Here is a 17,780-nt window from a genome sequence, read left to right as displayed (position 1 = left end):
GAGCGAGATCGGGGGACCCAGCGGCGCCGAAGGCGATCTTCGTGGCGGCGCGGCGCGCGGGCGTTTCGCGCTCTCGCGCGCCGCTGGGTCCCCCGGTCTGCGCCGCGAAGACGCGGCTTGCCGGAGGATGACGAAAGAAGGGGATCAGGCGCGTTTGCACCTGGGTTCCAGCTTGGGCGCGGCGTCGTCCCGGTGACCTTTCCAGCCGGGGCCAGGAACTTGCCGGATTGCTCTTCGCGCGTGCCGTGTTTGGCCATCTCGGCGGCGCGACGGCCCGGCGAGGAGGGCGAGGGTAGGCATGGGTTGCACGACACAGGCTTGATAACGACGTTTTCCAGGGTAGATTGGTGAAATGGCAAAGCTAACCCAACCCATTCTATTCTCTCAGAAGTTCGGGATTGATCCAAAGCTATTGGACAAGGCGGGTCTCATGGACCCGATCCTCAATTCGGATACGAAGCTTTTCATTGACCCGCTGCTAATCGGAAAAAGCCAAAATCCGGTCATGCGGGCCGATGGGATAAAGTTGCTCAAGAAGAGCTTCCAGGACGTACTTGAACTGCTTGAGGTTTCAGCCACAGAAGGTGATGTCGCGTGGCGTGCCGCCTATAAGGCGCTTAACCTTGATGAGCGGTCCGAGACTGGTCTGGGCTATGGCGGTGCCAGTACGTCTGGCGCGGATAGACCGGAATGGCTCCGAAATAACATCCTGAAAACCGCGAAAGAGATCATCACATTAGGGGAGAAGAACCCCAACGTTATCCCCCTCATGGGTTTGTTTGAGGATGGGGTCGGACCTGACACGCTCAGCGACATGACAACCAATGCTCTGCTGCCTGCGCTTTGCAAAATTACTAAGCAGTTTGCAGAGGCGAATAGTATTAAAGTCACGCAGTTTGGTGATCTTTACGAAAATGCCAAGCTTCCGAAGAACCCATATCGGTCGAATGAGCCGGTGCTCCTCGTACCGAGGGACGTGCTTCGTGATTTGCCACTAGCGACCGACTGGGCAGACGTTTCTCGTGTCATTCTAGAGGTAAAAGAACTTCGCGATGCCGTGAATAAACTGTTCGGGAATTGGTCCAAGGCCACCGTATCGGAACGCAAAGCCGCAATGCGAAAGGCAGCGTTCGACTCTCCAGAGAATATGAGGCGTCTTCTTTCTGCGGTCGCCAACGCGAGCGAATCTTATGACGAGAAAGCGGACTTGGATGGCCTTTTCACCTTCCGAAAGGTGCTGGCCGAGAACCGGGACAATTATGTCGGCCTAATCGCAGCGCCCACGAAAAAGAACCAAGATACGCTTAGGGCGACCGTTCTTGAGATCGTGGCGCAATTTCGCTCGCTCGTGGAGGACAATAACCTCTGGGAACTGCTGTGGCATGGACAAGAGCCTCGCCATGAGAGAGCGGCACAGCTCCTGTTTTTTGCAGTGGCGAATGTAATATGTGCCGTCAATGACGTTGATATTTCGCCCGAGACGAACAGTGGAGGTGGACCCGTCGACTTCAAATTCTCAACCGGTTTTAGCGGTAGAGTTCTGGTGGAGATTAAGTTGTCGAAGGGCCAAGTTGAGCACGGATATAGCAAACAATTGGAAGTTTATAAGGCCGCGTCTAAGAATGCCTCCGGAGTGTTTCTTGTGGTTGATGTTGGTGGCATGGGAATGAAGTTGAGGAAAATCCAAGCCGCTCAGAAAAAGGCTGAGGCAGCTGGCCTGACGGCAAGCTCGATCGAATATGTCGACGCGCGCCGTCAAAAGTCAGCCAGCAAGCGCTAACCACTCGATCACACCTTCACCTCAATCTCCCCGCCCCCGGCCCGGAACTTCGCGCTCATCTCGGCCATGCCCGCTTCAGCGTCCGCCAGGCTGGCGCCTGCGTCGTTCTGGGCCTTGGCGGCGTCGCGGATGTCCTGGCTGATCTTCATGCTGCAGAACTTGGGGCCGCACATGGAGCAGAAGTGGGCGGTCTTGTGGGCCTCCTTCGGCAGGGTCTCGTCGTGGAATTTGCGGGCGGTCTCGGGGTCCAGGGAGAGGTTGAACTGGTCCTCCCAGCGGAACTCGAAGCGGGCTCTGGAGAGGGCGTCGTCGTGGGCGCGGGCGCCGGGGTGGCCCTTGGCCAGGTCGGCGGCGTGGGCGGCGATCTTGTAGGTGATGACGCCGTCCTTGACGTCCTGTCGGTCGGGCAGGCCCAGATGCTCCTTGGGCGTGACGTAGCAGAGCATGGCCGTGCCGAACCAGCCGATCATGGCCGCGCCGATGGCGCTGGTGATGTGGTCATAGCCGGGGGCGATGTCGGTGGTCAGCGGGCCAAGCGTATAGAAGGGCGCCTCGTGGCAGTGCTTGAGCTGCTCATCCATGTTGGCCTTGATCTTGTGCATCGGCACGTGGCCGGGGCCTTCGATCATGACCTGGCAGCCCTTGGCCCAGGCGATCTTGGTCAGTTCGCCGAGAGTGCGCAGCTCGGCGAACTGGGCCTCGTCGTTGGCGTCAGCGATGGAGCCGGGGCGCAGGCCGTCGCCGAGGCTGAATGAGACATCATAGGCGCGCATGATGTCGCAGATGTCCTCGAAATGCTCGTAGAGGAAGCTCTCCTTGTGGTGGGACAGGCACCACTTGGCCATGATGGAGCCGCCGCGCGAAACGATGCCCGTCACCCGCTTGGCCGTCATCGGCACGAAGGGCAGGCGCACGCCCGCGTGGATGGTGAAGTAGTCCACGCCCTGTTCCGCCTGCTCGATCAGGGTGTCGCGGAAGACTTCCCAGGTCAGGTCCTCGGCGATGCCGTTCACCTTCTCCAGCGCCTGATAGATGGGCACGGTGCCGATGGGCACGGACGAGTTGCGGATGATCCAGTCGCGGATGTTGTGGATGTTGCGGCCCGTCGACAGGTCCATGACGTTGTCGGCGCCCCAGCGGGTGGCCCAGACCAGCTTGTCGACCTCGTCGTCCACGGATGACAGGACGGCCGAGTTGCCGATGTTGGCGTTGATCTTCACCAGGAAGTTGCGGCCGATGATCATCGGCTCGACTTCGGGGTGGTTGATGTTGTGCGGGATGATGGCGCGGCCGCGGGCGATCTCCTGACGCACGAACTCGGGCGTGACGAAGTCGGGGATGGCGGCGCCGAAGTCTTCGCCGTCGCGGATGCAGGGGGCGGTCTGTTCGCGGCGCAGGTTCTCGCGGATGGCGACGTATTCCATCTCGGGCGTGATGATGCCCGCCTTGGCGTATTCGTACTGGGTGACGGGGCGGCCCTCGACGCCCTTGAACACGCGGTGGTTGGAGACATCGAAGCGGGGGGCCAGGTGCTTGCCGCTGGCGTGGCCGTTGTCCTCGGGCTTGACCTCGCGCGGGTTCAGGACGGGGGCGATGTCGCCGCGGTCCAACTGCCACGACGACTTCACGCGCGGCAGGCCCTTCTTGATGTCGATGGTCACGGACGGGTCGGTGTAGGGACCGGAGGAGTCGTACATCGTCACCGGCGGCTCATTGGCCGAAGGGTGGACGGCGACCTCGCGGAAAGGGACGCGGATGTCGGGGAAGAGTTCGCCCGCGACGTAGACCTTCTGGCTGCCTGCGCGGGGGCCGGTGGGGATGGCGCCGTGCTCAGACGCGACTTCCTTGCGGGCGTCGGCGAGGGCCAGATCGACCTGCGGCTCGTGCGGCTGTTCGTTGGAAACGTGGATATTCATTTGGCGGCCTCCTGCGAGAAGAGGGACCGCCGGCGCGGTATGAGCGCCCCCTACGCCGGACTTCGGGCGTCGAAAGCGGTGAACTCGTCCCTTCGCCGGCATGACCCGGATCAGGTTCGACGGGTCAGAGGAGAAACCTCAATCTCAGCCGCTCGATCGCGACCCCCCGGAGAACGGCGCGACCCTAGCCCGTCTGTACGGCAGGTCAAGCGCGACGGCTTCAGGAGGGAGAGGGGGCGGCCCGGCTTCTCAGTCGGGGGGCGTTAAGGCCGGGCCGCCGCAGACTTCGTCGGGATTGGGGGGGCGTCCGACGGGTCCGACTGTGAGAACCAACAAGCCGCTGGTTGGTTCCGTCCAGCGCACGGCGTTAGCCATCTTTATCGAACAGGCGTCTTCTTCGACCTGCGCCCCCTGCGGATCAGGCGATGCGACGACGGCGCTGCAGGTGCAGCACAGCCCCGCCCGCTGATACTGCCGTTAATCCGGCAGGCAATCTTATTTCCGCATCTAACGGGAACTACGCCCGGGCCATGATTGGTGACTTGGCTATCAAAAGCATCGCATCACTTTCAAGAAGCTGACGGGGTGGAACCCTAAAATCAAAGATGAGTAAAACTGCGAACCATGGTTTTTGAAGCTTTGGTTGCGCAGGCGGGCTTTACCTCCAACGCCTTCCGGCCGCATGAGAGCCGCCTGAAGCGGACGCGCCGCCGGGAGATCGAGATGAGTCGTATTCTGGGCGTTCTGGGCGGGATGGGACCGGCGGCGAGCGTCGCCTTTCTGGCGCGGGTGCAGGCCCTGACCCCGGCAGCGGGCGACGAGGACCATGTGCGGGTCATCGCCGACATCAATCCTCAGGTGCCCAATCGCCATACCCAGCCCGAGGCGGCGGGACAGGCGCTGGGGCAGATGGCGCAGGCGCTGAAGACGGCGGGAGCGCAGGTGCTGGCCATGCCGTGCAATACGGCCCACGCCCATGCCGACGCCATCCGCGCGGCGGGCCTGCCCTTCATCGACATGGTGGCGGAAACGGCCAGGGCGGCGGCTGGGACCGGGGCGCGGCGGGTCGGGGTGCTGGCCACGCCGGGCGGGATGCGGCTCTATGCCGGGGCTCTGGACGCCGAAGGACTGGCGATGGTCGCCCCCTCCCCCGCCGAACAGGAGCGGTTCATGCAGGTCGTGTTCGCGGTGAAGGCGGGCGACGTCGGCCCCGGACAGCGGGCGGCCATGCGTGATCTGGCGCAGGCCCTGATCGCGGCAGGCGCCGAGGCGGTGATCGGCGGTTGCACCGAGGTGCCGCTGCTGCTGGATCAGGCGGACATTAGCGCGCCGCTGATCGATTCCGCCGAGGTGCTGGCGCAGGCTTGCGTCGTCGCCTGTCGATAGGGATCAGGTCTCCGACTTCTTGCCCATCAGGGGCGACAGCAGACTGTTGACCTCGTCCATCTGACCGTGGCCCTGGGCGGCGCGATGCTCCAGCTCGGCGGCGCGGCGCTCCAGCTCGCGGGCGCGTTCGGCGCGCGGGTCGCTCTCGGCCACGGCGTGAAGGGCGGGGCGGCGCGATTCCAGTTCGGCGATCAGTTCGTCGAACCGCGCCTGATTCATGTTTTCGCCTTGTTCAAACAGGGCGATGGCCTCTTCCAGAGCGGCTTCAAAGGCGTCTTGATCGGGCATGGGCCTCATCCTCTTATGCTTACGCTTATCAATGGCCGGGGCCGTGCGCGGGTTCCGCCTTGGCCGGTGATCACGCAGGGTTTACGGGTAGGCCATGCGCATTCCCTTCGCCCTCGCCGCCCTGACGCTCCTGCTGGGCGCCTGCACCGTCTCGACCGGCGCCAAGCCTGAGCCGACGCAGGTCGCGGGCGCCGTCTGCGACGTGCCGGACGATCTGCGCCCGGCGCGCCCCTATCGCATCCCGCAGGACGAGGTCGCCGCCGACGTCGCCGTCGCCTTCAACATGCTGGCGGTCAGCTGGTCGCCGCAGGCGTGCCGAAGCGGCAAGGACTATCCCGACGCCCGCTATCAGTGCGCGGCCAATCAGTTCGGCCTGACCCTGCACGGGCTGTGGCCCAACGGCGCGGACAACAGACACCCGCGCTATTGCGCCGCGCCCGGCCCGGCCATTCCGATCGAAACGGTGCGCCAGCATTTCTGCATGATCCCCTCGCCCAACCTGCAACAGCACGAATGGGCGGCGCACGGCACCTGCGGCTGGGATAGCCCCGAGGCCTATTTCGCGCAGGCCGCGAAGATGTGGGGCAGTCTGAACAAGCCGGATCTGGAGGCCATTCCGGCCCAGCGCCTGACCGCCGGGGCCATCCGCGACGCCTTCGTCGCGGCCAATCCGGGTTTCCCGCGCGAGGGCGTGTTCATCGCCACCACCGACGGCTGGTTCCGCGAGGCGCGGCTCTGCTACTCCAAGGACTATCGGCCGATGCGCTGTCCGCGCGGTCTGGGCGCGCCGGATCGCGAGCGGCTGAAGCTGGCGCCGAAGGGCGTTCAGCAGGACGCGCAACGCGGCGTGCAAACGACCGGTTAACCAGAACAGGGTCAGGCTGCGGATCGCTGTTTCGTCCGAGGCCGTCATGTCGACCATGCTGACCCAGTCCCGCCGCCGCTCCAGCGACCACTTCATGCCCGAGGACATGGAGCCGCAGGAGCAACGCCGCCTGCGCGGCCTGCTGGATCAGATCGACTACGCCGCCTATGTCGCCAACCGCGAACTGATCGGCCATGCGCTGAGCCAGGTCGACGTCGCCGCCTTTCAGAAACTGGCCGTGCTGACGGCGCAGGCGCGGGCGCGATGGGGCGCCGAGGCCGTGCGTCTGGCCGAATCCGGCGCCCCGGCGACGCCCGATCAGGTCGCCCGCCTGACCGCCGCCCGCACCGCCTATGACGAACTGAGCGAGGCCTATGACGGCCTGCGCCGGATGGTGGAACGCGGCTATCTTCCCTTGCGCCAAGCGTGACCGTTCCCCTTATCGAGGGGTATGAAACGTCTGATCCCCCTGGCAGCGGCGGCGCTGCTTCTGTCCGGTTGCGGTTCTCAGGGTCGCGCTGAGGGTCCGCCAGCGGCTCGAGCCGACAATCCGGCGCTGACCGCCCTGTTCAACGCCGATCAGAAGGCGCGCCAGGACCATCGTCTCGACCTGCTGGAAAGCATGGCCGACACTGAACGGTTGGCCGAGACCAAGGCGATGCTGGAGCGCGGCGAGATCCGGTCGGGCGCCGACTACTATCGCGCGGCCTTCATCTTCCAGCACAGCCGCGAGGCGAACGATATCCTGAAGGCCCATGTGCTGGCGACCGCCGCCCTGGCGCAGGGTCATCAGGACGCCGCCTGGATCGCGGCGGCCAGCCTGGACCGCTATCTGCAGGGCATCGGACGGCCGCAAATCTATGGCACCCAATATGTTCAGATCGGCGCCGAGACGACGCGCGGCGCCTTTGATCCCGACTTCATGCCCGACAGCGTCCGCCGCGACACTCGTGTGCCGCCGCTGGCCGAACAGACGGCGCCGCCGCTGTCGCGCTGATCAGTCCAGCTTCTTTTTCAGTCCAGCTTCTGGGGCCGGGTGACGATCGGAGCGTTGGGGTCGGTCTGGGCCGGGCGGGCCTGGGTCGGGGGCGGGCCCTCGGCCTGGACCGGAGCGTCCGGCTGGACCGCAGACGGCGCAGGCGCGGCAGACGGCGCTGGCGCGGCAGGCGGCGTCACCACGATCGGCGCAGGCGTGGCGGCGGGCGGCTGAGCCGTGGGCGCAGGGATGGCGGAAGACGGAGCAGAGGGCGCAGGCGCTCTTGTCGTCGGGCGAACCGGGACCGGCGCCGGACGCACGGGCGCGGGGCTGGCGTTGCGCGAGGGCGCGGGCGCAAGGGCGGCGGGCGCCTCGGCGACGCTCGGCGCGGGCGCGGGCGTTTCGAGCGGAGCGGCGGGGGTTTCGATCACCGGCGCTGGCGCAGCGGGTGCAGGCGAAGCCGCGTCCTGAGCGCCGGAGCGGGCCAGCAGCCAGACCGCCACGGGAACCAGAACGGCGGCAGCCGCGACGCCGACATAGAGCGGCCAGCGCGAGCGCGGCCTGGTCGAAGACGAGGCCAACGGCGCAGCGACAGGCTCGACCGGTTGGGGCGCTGCGGGCTGCGGCGCGGAAGACGGCGCAGCAGCTGCGAGCGGCGGGGCTGCGAGCGGCGGGGCGGCGGGCGTCGGTGGAGCGACCGCCTCAGGCGCCGGACGCGGCGCGGGCGGCGGGGTCGGTCGGGCGGCGACGCTAGGCTGAGGCGCGGCAGGTTGGGGCGCGGCAGGTTGGGGCGGAGAGGGCTGTGGAGTGGCGGTCGGGGCAGGCTGGCGGCGCGGCACCATCGAGCCGCCGAAGACGCCCGATGGGCGCGGCGCGGACAGCGGGGCCGCCGAAGAGGGCTTCGGAGGCGTCGGTTGGGCAGGCTGGGGCTGGGCGGGCTTTGGCTGCGGCGGTTTGGGATGCGGCGGCATGGCGGTCAGGCGCGCCAGGCCTTCGTCGCGCGGCAGGGGGCCGACGTGGAAGGCGGCCTGGGGCGGGCGGCCCCAGGTGATCTGGCCCCGGCGGAAGGGCGCGGACTGGGGTTTGTCGTCGGCGTCAGACATTCGGTCTCCGGCGCTCAGGCGAGCGCGCATCAGGTCGAAAAGGCGATAGAGGGCGAAACGGTGAGCGCCGAGTTCGGCGCTTTCGTGGCCTTCAGTTCTTCAGACGATAGCCGGTCTTGAAGATCCAGCCCACCACCGCCAGACAGCCGAAGAAGAAGCCCAGCGTGGCCAGCAGGCTGACCTGAACGCTGACGTCCCCCACGCCGTAGAAGGCCCAGCGGAAGCCCGAGATCAGATAGACCACCGGGTTGAACAGGGCGAGCGTGCGCCAGCCCTCCGGCAGCATCTCGATCGAATAGAAGGCGCCGCCCAGGAAGGTCAGGGGCGTGACGATCAGCATGGGAATGAACTGGAGCTGCTCGAAATTCTGCGCCCAGACCCCGATGATGAAGCCGAACAGGGCGAAGGTGGTCGAGATCAGGATCAGGAAAGCCAGCATCCAGAAAGGGTGCAATATCTGCAGCGGCACGAAGAAGGCCGCCGTGGCCAGGATGATCAGGCCCAGGATCGCCGATTTGGTCGCCGCCGCCCCGACATAGGCCAGCACGATCTCCAGCGGCGAGACGGGCGCGGACAGAATCTCGTAGATCGTCCCGGTGAACTTGGGGAAGTAGATGCCGAAGGAGGCGTTGAAGATCGACTGGGTGAACAGGCTGAGCATGATCAGCCCCGGCACGATGAAGGCGCCGTAGGGGACGCCGTCCACCTCGGTCATGCGGCTGCCGATGGCGCCGCCAAAGACGACGAAATAGAGCGATGTCGTGATGACCGGCGTCACCAGCGACTGCCACAGGGTGCGCAGGGCCCGCGCCATCTCGAAGCGGTAGATGGCCCAGACGCCATATCCGTTGAAGCTCATCACGCGGCCTCCCGATCCTGATGGACCAAGCCGACGAAGATGTCTTCGAGCGAGCTCTGGCGGGTGCTGAGATCCTTGAAGCCGATGCCGAGGTCCGACAGGCGGCGCATCAGGGACGGGACGCCGGTGCGCTCGGCGTTGGAATCGAAGACGTATTCGATCTCGCCGCCGTCATTCTTGAGCGTCAGAGACCAGTCGGCCAATTCGGGCGGCAGGGCGGCCAGCGGCTCCTGCAGGTTCAGGGTCAGGGTCTTGCGACCCAGCTTCTGCATCAGGTCGGCGGTCTTCTCGACCAGGATCAGTTCGCCCTTGAGGATGACGCCGACGCGATCGGCCATCTCCTCGGCTTCCTCGATGTAGTGGGTCGTCAGGATGATGGTCACGCCGCGATCGCGCAGCCGGCGCACCAGGGCCCACATATCGCGGCGCAGTTCGACGTCGACGCCCGCCGTCGGCTCGTCCAGGAAGAGGATGTCCGGTTCGTGGCTCAGGGCCTTGGCGATCATGACGCGGCGCTTCATGCCGCCGGACAGGGTCATGATCTTGGCGTCCTTCTTGTCCCACAGGCTGAGGTCGCGCAGGATCTGTTCGATGTGGGCCGGGTTCGGCGCCTTGCCGAACAGGCCCCGGCTGAAGGCGACGGTGGCCCAGACGGTCTCGAAGGCGTCGGTCGTCAGCTCCTGCGGCACCAAACCGATGCGGGTGCGGGCGGCGCGGTAGTCGGACTGGATGTCATGGCCGTCGGCGATGATGGTTCCGCTGGACGGGGTGACAATGCCGCAGACGATGGAGATCATCGTCGTCTTGCCCGCCCCGTTCGGCCCCAGAAGAGCGAAGATTTCGCCCTTCTCGATCTCCAGATCGACACGCTTGAGGGCCTGATGGCCGGACTTGTAGGTCTTGGTCAGACCTTCGATGGAAATGACGGCTGGCATGGAGCCCCTCCCGGCTTCGGGGATGGCAGATAAGGAGCGAGATGGGGCGGCTCAAGAGGCAGGCCCACCCCTCTCCTGATGGGAGAGGGCTTGAGCGCACGAGAGCGGAAGGCGATCGTCTTGGCGCGAAAGGGTGAGGGTTGGGGGGTGAAATCGACCGTAGGTCGTTGCGCCACGGCTTACGCCGACTGAAGGGACAAGCCCCTCACCCTTTCGCCTTCGCCAATCGCTTCGCTCTTGGAGGCTCAAGCCCTCTCCCGCCGGGAGAGGGTGTGATGCGTGAGGCCATCCGCCTTTAAGGGCGTTATAGTTCGGCGCGAACCGTTCAGGATGATCGCCATGTCTCCTCGCCCCCTCCTGCTCGCCCTCCCCTTCGCGGCCTTGCTCAGCCTCGCGGCCTGCGAGACCGAAAGCGTGCTGCCGGAAACGGACGGGTTCGGCGCCGCGCCCAACCTGCCCACGCCGCAGCCGCAAAGCGTGCCGATGGTGAAGATCGCCCCCGCCGTCGGCTGGCCGCAGGGACGCACGCCCGTTGCGGCGTCGGGACTGGCGGTGAACGCCTTTACGACCGGGCTGGATCATCCGCGCTGGCTCTATGTCCTGCCCAACGGCGACGTGCTGGTCGCCGAGTCCCAGGGGCCCGCCAAGCCCAAGGCGAAGAAGGGCGGCCTGCGCGGCTGGATCGAGGGGTTGGTGATGGCGCGCGCCGGGTCGGGCGACCGGCCCAGCGCCGACCGCATCAGCCTGCTGCGCGACGCCGACGGCGACGGGACGGCGGAGACGAAGACGGTCTTTCTAAGCGACCTGACCTCGCCCTTCGGCATGGCCCTGGTCGGAGAGACGCTTTACGTCGCCAACGCCGACGCCGTGGTCAAAGTCCCCTATCGGACGGGACAGACGCGCATCGGGGCGGCGCCGGTCAAGGTCGCGGACCTGCCCGCCGGGCGCAACCACCACTGGACCAAGAGTCTGGTCGCCTCGGCCGACGGGACCAAGCTCTATGTCGGGGTCGGCTCCAACTCCAACATCGGCGAGAACGGGCTGGACGAGGAGGTCGACCGCGCCGCCATCCTGGAGATCGACGTCGCAACAGGCGCGCGGCGGGTCTTCGCCTCGGGGCTGAGAAACCCCGTCGGCCTGGCCTGGAACCCGCAGGACGGGCGGCTTTGGACCTCGGTCAATGAGCGCGACGCCCTGGGAAACGATCTGGTCCCCGACTATATGACCTCGGTGACGGCGGGCGGCTTTTACGGCTGGCCGTGGAGCTATTACGGCCAGATCGTCGATGAAAGGGTGACGCCCGCCCGGCCCGACATGGTCGCCAGGGCGATCCGGCCCGACTACGCCCTGGGGTCGCACACAGCCTCGCTGGGCCTGACCTTCTATACAGGCGACCTGCTGCCGCAGTGGCGCAATGGGGCGATTATCGGCCAGCACGGCTCGTGGAACCGCAACCCGCCGTCCGGGTACAAGGTCATCTTCGTCCCCTTCCGCGACGGGCGGCCAGACGGGCCGCCGCAGGACGTGCTGACCGGCTTCCGCAATCAACAGGGCGAGGCGATGGGGCGGCCGGTGGGGGTCGCCGTAGACGGCCGCGGCGCCCTGCTGGTCGCCGACGACGTGGGCGACGCCGTCTGGCGCGTGAGCCCTGCCGCACGCTGAGATGCGAAACAGACCTTCGTCAGTCATGGCGGCCGGCGACGGATTTCATCTGTAGACGATCCGGTGTGAACGCGTCCGTCATTGATGGATCAGATTGACGTTACGTCGCCCTTCGACTTGACCTTACGTCATTGAAAACGGCGCGAAAGCTTGCCTTTTTGTCGAATGGCCCCGCCTGCGTCTCCGCCGCCGGTTGACCCGCCGCTCCGCGCCGTTCATCACCCTTGGTAAAGGCAAATCGGGAAGAGGCGGCGCACCCATGGGACTGGCGGCAAACATCCGGCGTGACATCAAGTTCGCGAGCGGGCTGTTCCGGCTTCTGAAGCGCATCAAGCCCATCACCCTCGACAGCGACGTCCTGGCCTGTGACGACATCGAGGAGGCGGTCGATAAGTTCGGCCCCAACATCGCCGTCGAGGACGAGACCCGCAAACTGACCTATCGCGAGTTCGAGGCCCTGGCGAACCGCTACGCCAACTGGGCCAAGAGCCGCAATCTGAAGCGCAGCGACGTCATCGCCCTGGTGATGCATAATCGCGTAGAATACGTCGCGGCCTGGTTCGGCTTCTCCAAGGTCGGGGTGGCCACCGCCCTGATCAACAACAATCTGACCGGCGCGGCTCTGGCCCACTGCCTGACCATTTCGACCGCTTTCAACGTGGTGACGGACGAGGACTGCTGGCAGGCGGTCGAGGACGCGCGCGGCCTGGTCGACCGCAACCTGATGATCTGGGTCCACGGCCTGGGCGAGGAGAACGAGACCAACGGCCGCCGCGATCTGGACAACGCCGTGCGCAGCGCCTCCTCGGTGCGACCCGACCGCTCGCTGCGTCAGGGCATGACCAACCGCGACACGGCCCTGTACATCTACACCTCGGGCACCACGGGCCTGCCCAAGGCGGCGCGGATGCCGCATTCGCGGGTGCGCACCTATATGCGCGCCTTCGCGGGGGCCACGGCCTCGACGCCCAAGGACGTGCTGTTCAACGTCCTGCCGCTGTATCACTCGACCGGCGGGCTGGTCGGCGTCGGCTCGGTGCTGTTGAACGGCGGGCGGATGGTGACGCGACGGCGCTTCTCGGCCACCCATTTCTGGCCCGACGTGAAGGCGACGGGCGCAACGATGTTCGTCTATATCGGCGAGCTGTGCCGCTATCTGGTCAACAGCCCCGAGACCCCCGACGAGCGGGACCACAAGCTGCGGTTGGCCTTCGGCAACGGCCTGCGCCCCGACGTCTGGCCCGAGTTCCAGAGCCGGTTCCGCATCAAGGATATTCTGGAATTCTACGGCTCGACCGAGGGCAACGTCTCCCTGTTCAACTTCGACGGCAAGGCGGGCGCCATCGGCCGTGTGCCGAGCTATCTGAAGTCGCAGATCAACATCCGCCTGATCGCCCTGGACCCCGAGACGGGCGAGCCCCTGCGCGGACCGAACGGTCAGTGCGTTCCCGTCGCCGTCGGCGAGACCGGCGAAGCCATCGGCCAGATCGGCAGCGACATCCGCCACGACTTCTCGGGCTACGCCGACAAGAAGGCGTCCGAGAAGAAGATCCTGACCGATGTGTTCAAGAAGGGCGACCGCTGGTTCCGCACCGGCGACCTGATGCGCCAGGACCGGCAGGGCTACCTCTATTTCATGGACCGGCTGGGCGACACCTACCGCTGGAAGGGCGAGAACGTCTCGACCGCCGAGGTCGAGCAGCGCCTGTCCGAGGCGCCGGGCGTGCAGGAGGTCATCGCCTATGGCGTCGAGGTGCCGGGCCAGGAGGGCAAGGCGGGCATGGTCGGCCTGGTGCTGGACGAGAAGTTCGACGCCGCCGCCTTCGCCGCCTGGACCGACGAGCAACTGCCGACCTATGCGCGGCCGGTGTTCGTGCGGATGCTGAAGTCGGCCGACACCACCGGCACCTTCAAATACCGCAAGGTCGATCTGGTCGCCGACGGCTTCGACCCGGACAAGGTCGACGGCCCCGTGTGGGTGCGCGGCGGCAAGGCTGGGTACCAGAAGCTGACCGCCAAGGCGCGCGAAGCGATCCTGAGCGGTGCGACGCGGCTGTAGATTTCTCCCTCCCCTTCATGGGGAGGGTGGCTGAGCCCGTCAGGGCGAAGTGGGGTGGGGCGGCTTGGCTGTTCACGCGCCACGCCATGCATCACGCAGCCCTCCCCACCCGGTCGCTACGCGACCACCCTCCCCATAAAGGGGAGGGAGAGGGCTTGAGCGCTTTTCGTCCCGAACCGGGATTCCCGAAACGCGCCCTTAAGCATTAACCGCGATAAGGGCATCCTGACCCATCGGCTGCAGGACGCACGCTCGCCTCATGTTCCAGATCATCGGCATCGTCATGCTGTTCGCCATGGTGTTCGGCAGCTTCCTGCTGCACGGCGGCAAGATGGCGACCATCCTCTATTCGCTGCCCTATGAGCTGATGGCGATCTTCGGGGCGGGCATCGCGGCCTTCCTGATTTCCAACAGCCTGCCGGTGATCAAGGCCACCCTGGGCGGGCTGGGCAAATGCTTCGCCGGGCCGAAATGGAAGAAGCAGGACTACAAGGATCTGCTGAGCCTGCTGTTCCAGCTGACCAAGACGATGAAGTCCAAGGGCGTGATCGCCCTGGAAAGCCACATCGAAAAGCCGGCCGAGAGCACCATCTTCCAGAAGTATCCCAAGGTGCTGAAGGACCACTTCGCCACCGACTTCATCTGCGACACCCTGCGGATGATGACCATGAACCTCGAAGATCCGCACCAGATCGAGGACGCCATGGAAAAGCAGCTGGAGAAGCACCACCACGAGGCCCTGGCCCCGGCCCATGCCCTGCAGACCCTGGCCGACGGCCTGCCGGCGCTGGGCATCGTCGCGGCGGTGCTGGGCATCATCAAGACGATGGGCTCGATCACCGAGCCGCCCGAGGTGCTGGGCGGCATGATCGGCGGCGCACTGGTCGGCACCTTCCTGGGCGTCTTCCTGGCCTATGGGCTGGTCGGGCCGTTCGCCTCGCGCCTGAACGCCATCGTCGAAGAGGAAGGCGCCTACTACAAGATCATCCAGTCGGTGCTGGTGGCCCACCTGCACGGCAATGCGGCCCAGATCTCGGTCGAGATCGGGCGCGGCGACATTCCCTCGACCGCCCAGCCGTCCTTCACCGAAATGGAAGAAGCCCTGGCCGCCGCGCCGATGGACGCCTGACGGGCGTCCGAAGCGACTTTCGGAACACAGAGCGTTCACGACGGTTCTCTGAAGATCACGGCTGCGTGCGCGGCCGTTTCTGAAAGGAGCCGTCCAATGCGACCGTCCTCAAGAGTCTTTCTGCCGAGCCTGAGCGCGCTGGGCGCAGTCCTGTTGTTGAGCGCCTGCAATGAGCGGGCGCCGGAAAAGGCCGAAGGCGTGGCCTCGCCCGCCGCCCAGTCCTCGCAGCCCGCACAGCCCGCACAGCCGCCCGCGACGACAGCGTCTCCCGACACGATGTCGCCCGCCAATCCGCCGCCGGGCGACGGCGTTCCGGCCCCGACGCCGCCGACCTTGCCTCAGGATCCGGATGCCGCGCCCACGCCGCTTCCCAATGATCCGACGGATCCGACCAAGCCCCCTCCTCCGCACAGCGGCTGATGCGAGGAGTATCGGCGCATCGACAATCGAGATGCGCTCGCGACGTCTTCACGAACGCGTGAGAAATCGCTTGCGCTTATCCTCACGAAGCCGTTATCACTCCCTCAGCGAGGTTCATGGTCTCGCATTTACCTTCTGAAGGAAGAAAACTATGCGCATCACCGCTCTGATCGCCGCTTCGGCCGCCGCTCTGGCCCTGGCTGCTTGCCAACCCGCCGCCACCGACAAGGCTGAAGACGCCGCTGCCGACGCCACCGCCGCCGCCGACACCGCTGCCGACGCCGCTGCTACGGCCGACGCCGCCGCCACCGACGCTGCCGCCGCTGCTGGCGAAGCCGCTGGCGAAGCCGCCAAGGCCGCCGACGCTGCTGCTCCGGCTGCCGACGCCGCTGCTGCTCCGGCCGCTCCGGCTGCCTAAGACTTCACAGTCTTAAATCGCGGTCTCCGGACCGTGATGGAGAAAGGGATCGTCTTCGGACGGTCCCTTTTTTTCTTGCCCCTAGTTCTGGCCCATAGCTCTGGCCCGCTTTCGCCCGGTCGCGCGGGTCGATAGACCGGCCGTCATGACCGATCCCGTCGACATCGCGCCTGACGACGCCTCCCCGCAACTGGTGTGGGCCGAGGACGGCTCGCCCCGCTCGGGCCGATTCGGCGACGTCTACTTCTCCAAGGACGACGGGCTGGCCGAGACGCGCGCGGTCTTCCTGCAGGGCTGCGGACTGCCGGAGGCGTGGAGCGGGCGATCCGCCTTCACCGTAGGCGAACTGGGTTTCGGCACCGGGCTGAACATCGTCGCCCTGCTGGATCTGTGGCGGCGGACGCGGCCCGAGAACGGGCGGCTCAAGGTCTTCTCCATCGAGGGCTTCCCCCTGGCGCGCGAAGAGGCGGCGCGGGCGCTGGCCGCCTGGCCGGAACTGGCCGAGACGGCCGCCGGGCTGCTGGCGGTCTGGCCCGCCGGGACACCGGGGTTTCACCGGCTGGACCTGCCGCATTGGGGGGCGACGATCGACCTGGCCGTCGGCGACGCGCGGTGGGCGCTGGAGCAGTGGTCGGGCGGCGCCGACGCCTGGTTTCTGGATGGATTTTCGCCGGCGCTGAACCCCGGCATGTGGTCGCCCGACATTCTGGCCCTGGTCGCGGCGCGCTCGGCGCCGGGCGCTCGGCTGGCCACCTTCACCGTCGCGGGAGCCGTGCGGCGCGGTCTGGCCGAGCATGGCTTCACGGTCGAGAAAAAGCCCGGCCATGGACGCAAGCGCGAGCGGCTGGAGGCGCGGATGGCGGGCGAGCCCCGGCCGGAACGCCCTGTCCACGTCGCCGTCGTCGGCGCCGGGATCGCCGGGGCGGCTGTCGCGCGCGCCCTGATCGCCGAGGGCGCGCGCGTCACCGTCATCGAGGCCGAACGAGCGGGCGCGGGGGCCTCGGGTTTTCCCGCGTCGCTGGTCACGCCCCGGCTGGATGCGGGCGACGCCCTGATCGCCGGTTTCCACGCCCAGGCGCTGGAGCGGGCGGGGAGCCTGTACCGCGCCCTGCCCGGCGCCGTGGTCGCCGAAGGGGTGCTGCAACTGGAGCAGGCGCCGCGCGACCCCGTCCGCTTCGACAAGATCGCCGCTCAGGACCTGTGGCCCGAAGGGGCGATGCAGCGGCTGGACGCGGCCGCCTGTTCGCGACATCTGGGCGAGCCTACCGCGCGCGGCGGGCTGATGATGGCGCAGGCGCTGGCGGTGCGCTCCGACGCCATACTGGAGCCGTGGCTGGCGGGCGCAGAACGGGTCGCAGGGCGCGTGGCGCGGCTGGAGCCGCTGGCGGAGGGCTGGCGTGTTCGGGACGAAGACGACGCCGTGCTGATCGAGGCGGACGCCGTGGTGCTGGCGGCGGGCTGGGGGACGGCCCGGCTGGCGTCCGACCTGCCGTTGTCGCCCGTGGCCGGACAGGCGGACTGGATCGAAGACGAAACGCTGTCTGCCCCGAGCGTCCCAGCCGCCTGGGGCGGCTATGCCGCGCCGACCGGGCGGGGGATGCTGTACGGCGCCACCCACGACCGGGGCGTCGAGGCGCCCGAAGCGTCGGACGAGGCCAGCGGCCGCAACCGGGCGACCCTCGGCGCCGCCCTGCCCTTATGCGCCGCGCGCGTGGACGCCGCGCCTGCCGAGGCGCGGGGGCGCCGCGCGGCCGTTCGCGCCACGACGCCCGACCGCCTGCCCCTGTGCGGCGAATGGCGCCCCGGCCTGTTCGTCCTGACCGGGATGGGGTCGCGCGGCTTCTGCGTCGCGCCGCTGCTGGGCGAGCATCTGGCGGCCCTGGCGATGGGGCGGCCCTCGCCCCTGAGCGCCGAGGCGGCGCGTCGGCTGTCGGCGACCCGTTGGCTGACCGAAGGCGATAACGCGGTTTGAGCGAAACCAGCA

The 17,780-nt window shown here is 67.0% G+C and carries 16 protein-coding genes and 1 riboswitch; of the genes, 11 read left to right on the top strand and 5 right to left on the bottom strand.

Going from position 1 to position 17,780, the window contains the following annotated elements:
• Nucleotides 1-430: 430 nt before the first annotated feature.
• A complete protein-coding gene (locus H556_RS0111385; RefSeq protein WP_245559475.1) occupies nt 431-1,780 on the top strand; it encodes a hypothetical protein in 1,350 nt (449 codons plus the stop codon).
• Nucleotides 1,781-1,788: 8 nt separating this feature from the next.
• Here H556_RS0111385 and thiC read toward each other — a convergent pair whose 3' ends face one another.
• Nucleotides 1,789-3,696, bottom strand: coding sequence for a phosphomethylpyrimidine synthase ThiC (gene thiC / locus H556_RS0111380; protein WP_024354545.1), 1,908 nt, complete (start codon nt 3,694-3,696; stop codon nt 1,789-1,791).
• A gap of 69 nt (nt 3,697-3,765) precedes the next feature.
• A riboswitch (TPP riboswitch) is annotated at nt 3,766-3,875 on the bottom strand.
• A 445-nt stretch (nt 3,876-4,320) separates the two neighbouring features.
• Here thiC and cuyB point away from each other — a divergent pair.
• Nucleotides 4,321-5,082, top strand: coding sequence for a cysteate racemase (gene cuyB, locus H556_RS0111375; RefSeq protein ID WP_336433131.1), 762 nt, complete (start codon nt 4,321-4,323; stop codon nt 5,080-5,082).
• A 3-nt stretch (nt 5,083-5,085) separates the two neighbouring features.
• On the opposite strand, the gene H556_RS0111370 is transcribed toward cuyB, so the two are convergent.
• On the bottom strand, nt 5,086-5,370 hold the full coding sequence (locus tag H556_RS0111370) for a hypothetical protein (protein WP_024354543.1): 285 nt from the start codon (nt 5,368-5,370) through the stop codon (nt 5,086-5,088).
• 94 nt (nt 5,371-5,464) lie between these two features.
• Between H556_RS0111370 and H556_RS0111365 the strand changes: the two genes are divergently transcribed.
• Genes H556_RS0111365 through H556_RS0111355 form a run of 3 tightly spaced genes read left to right on the top strand, consistent with a single transcriptional unit; the run spans nt 5,465 to nt 7,232 of the window.
• Nucleotides 5,465-6,235 carry a ribonuclease T2 family protein gene (locus H556_RS0111365; RefSeq protein WP_024354542.1) on the top strand — a complete coding sequence of 257 codons (771 nt, stop codon included), beginning with the start codon at nt 5,465-5,467 and terminating at the stop codon, nt 6,233-6,235.
• 46 nt (nt 6,236-6,281) lie between these two features.
• A complete protein-coding gene (locus H556_RS0111360) occupies nt 6,282-6,665 on the top strand; it encodes a hypothetical protein (protein ID WP_024354541.1) in 384 nt (127 codons plus the stop codon).
• 21 nt (nt 6,666-6,686) lie between these two features.
• Nucleotides 6,687-7,232, top strand: coding sequence for a hypothetical protein (locus tag H556_RS0111355; protein WP_024354540.1), 546 nt, complete (start codon nt 6,687-6,689; stop codon nt 7,230-7,232).
• A gap of 17 nt (nt 7,233-7,249) precedes the next feature.
• Here H556_RS0111355 and H556_RS16375 read toward each other — a convergent pair whose 3' ends face one another.
• The 3 genes from H556_RS16375 to H556_RS0111335 form a co-directional block, all read right to left on the bottom strand.
• Entirely contained in the window at nt 7,250-8,314 is a 1,065-nt protein-coding gene (locus H556_RS16375; RefSeq protein WP_155802475.1) for a hypothetical protein, read from the bottom strand.
• Between the two features lie 91 nt (nt 8,315-8,405).
• Complete coding sequence (locus H556_RS0111340; protein WP_024354537.1) at nt 8,406-9,173, bottom strand: ABC transporter permease; 768 nt, start codon at nt 9,171-9,173, stop codon at nt 8,406-8,408.
• Nucleotides 9,173-10,108: an ABC transporter ATP-binding protein gene (locus tag H556_RS0111335; RefSeq protein ID WP_024354536.1), complete on the bottom strand. Its 936-nt coding sequence runs from the start codon at nt 10,106-10,108 to the stop codon at nt 9,173-9,175. Before H556_RS0111335 ends, H556_RS0111340 begins: the two co-directional genes overlap by 1 nt.
• 330 nt (nt 10,109-10,438) lie before the next feature.
• On the opposite strand from H556_RS0111335, the gene H556_RS0111330 reads away from it, so the two are divergent.
• The 6 genes from H556_RS0111330 (at nt 10,439) to mnmC1 (ending at nt 17,768) form a co-directional block, all read left to right on the top strand.
• Entirely contained in the window at nt 10,439-11,770 is a 1,332-nt protein-coding gene (locus H556_RS0111330; RefSeq protein ID WP_024354535.1) for a PQQ-dependent sugar dehydrogenase, read from the top strand.
• A 259-nt stretch (nt 11,771-12,029) separates the two neighbouring features.
• Nucleotides 12,030-13,829 carry a long-chain-acyl-CoA synthetase gene (locus tag H556_RS0111325; RefSeq protein ID WP_024354534.1) on the top strand — a complete coding sequence of 600 codons (1,800 nt, stop codon included), beginning with the start codon at nt 12,030-12,032 and terminating at the stop codon, nt 13,827-13,829.
• Between the two features lie 259 nt (nt 13,830-14,088).
• Nucleotides 14,089-14,958, top strand: coding sequence for a flagellar motor stator protein MotA (motA, locus tag H556_RS0111320; protein WP_003170169.1), 870 nt, complete (start codon nt 14,089-14,091; stop codon nt 14,956-14,958).
• A 96-nt stretch (nt 14,959-15,054) separates the two neighbouring features.
• Entirely contained in the window at nt 15,055-15,378 is a 324-nt protein-coding gene (locus tag H556_RS0111315; protein WP_024354533.1) for a hypothetical protein, read from the top strand.
• Nucleotides 15,379-15,529: 151 nt separating this feature from the next.
• Nucleotides 15,530-15,796, top strand: a complete 267-nt coding sequence (locus H556_RS0111310) for a hypothetical protein (RefSeq protein WP_024354532.1) — start codon at nt 15,530-15,532, stop codon at nt 15,794-15,796.
• 145 nt (nt 15,797-15,941) lie between these two features.
• A complete protein-coding gene (gene mnmC1 / locus H556_RS0111305; protein WP_029673558.1) occupies nt 15,942-17,768 on the top strand; it encodes an FAD-dependent 5-carboxymethylaminomethyl-2-thiouridine(34) oxidoreductase MnmC1 in 1,827 nt (608 codons plus the stop codon).
• Nucleotides 17,769-17,780: the final 12 nt, after the last annotated feature.

Source organism: Brevundimonas naejangsanensis DSM 23858 (assembly GCF_000421705.1).
GTDB classification, from domain to species: domain Bacteria; phylum Pseudomonadota; class Alphaproteobacteria; order Caulobacterales; family Caulobacteraceae; genus Brevundimonas; species Brevundimonas naejangsanensis.
This window is presented reverse-complemented; position numbering and strand designations above follow the sequence as displayed.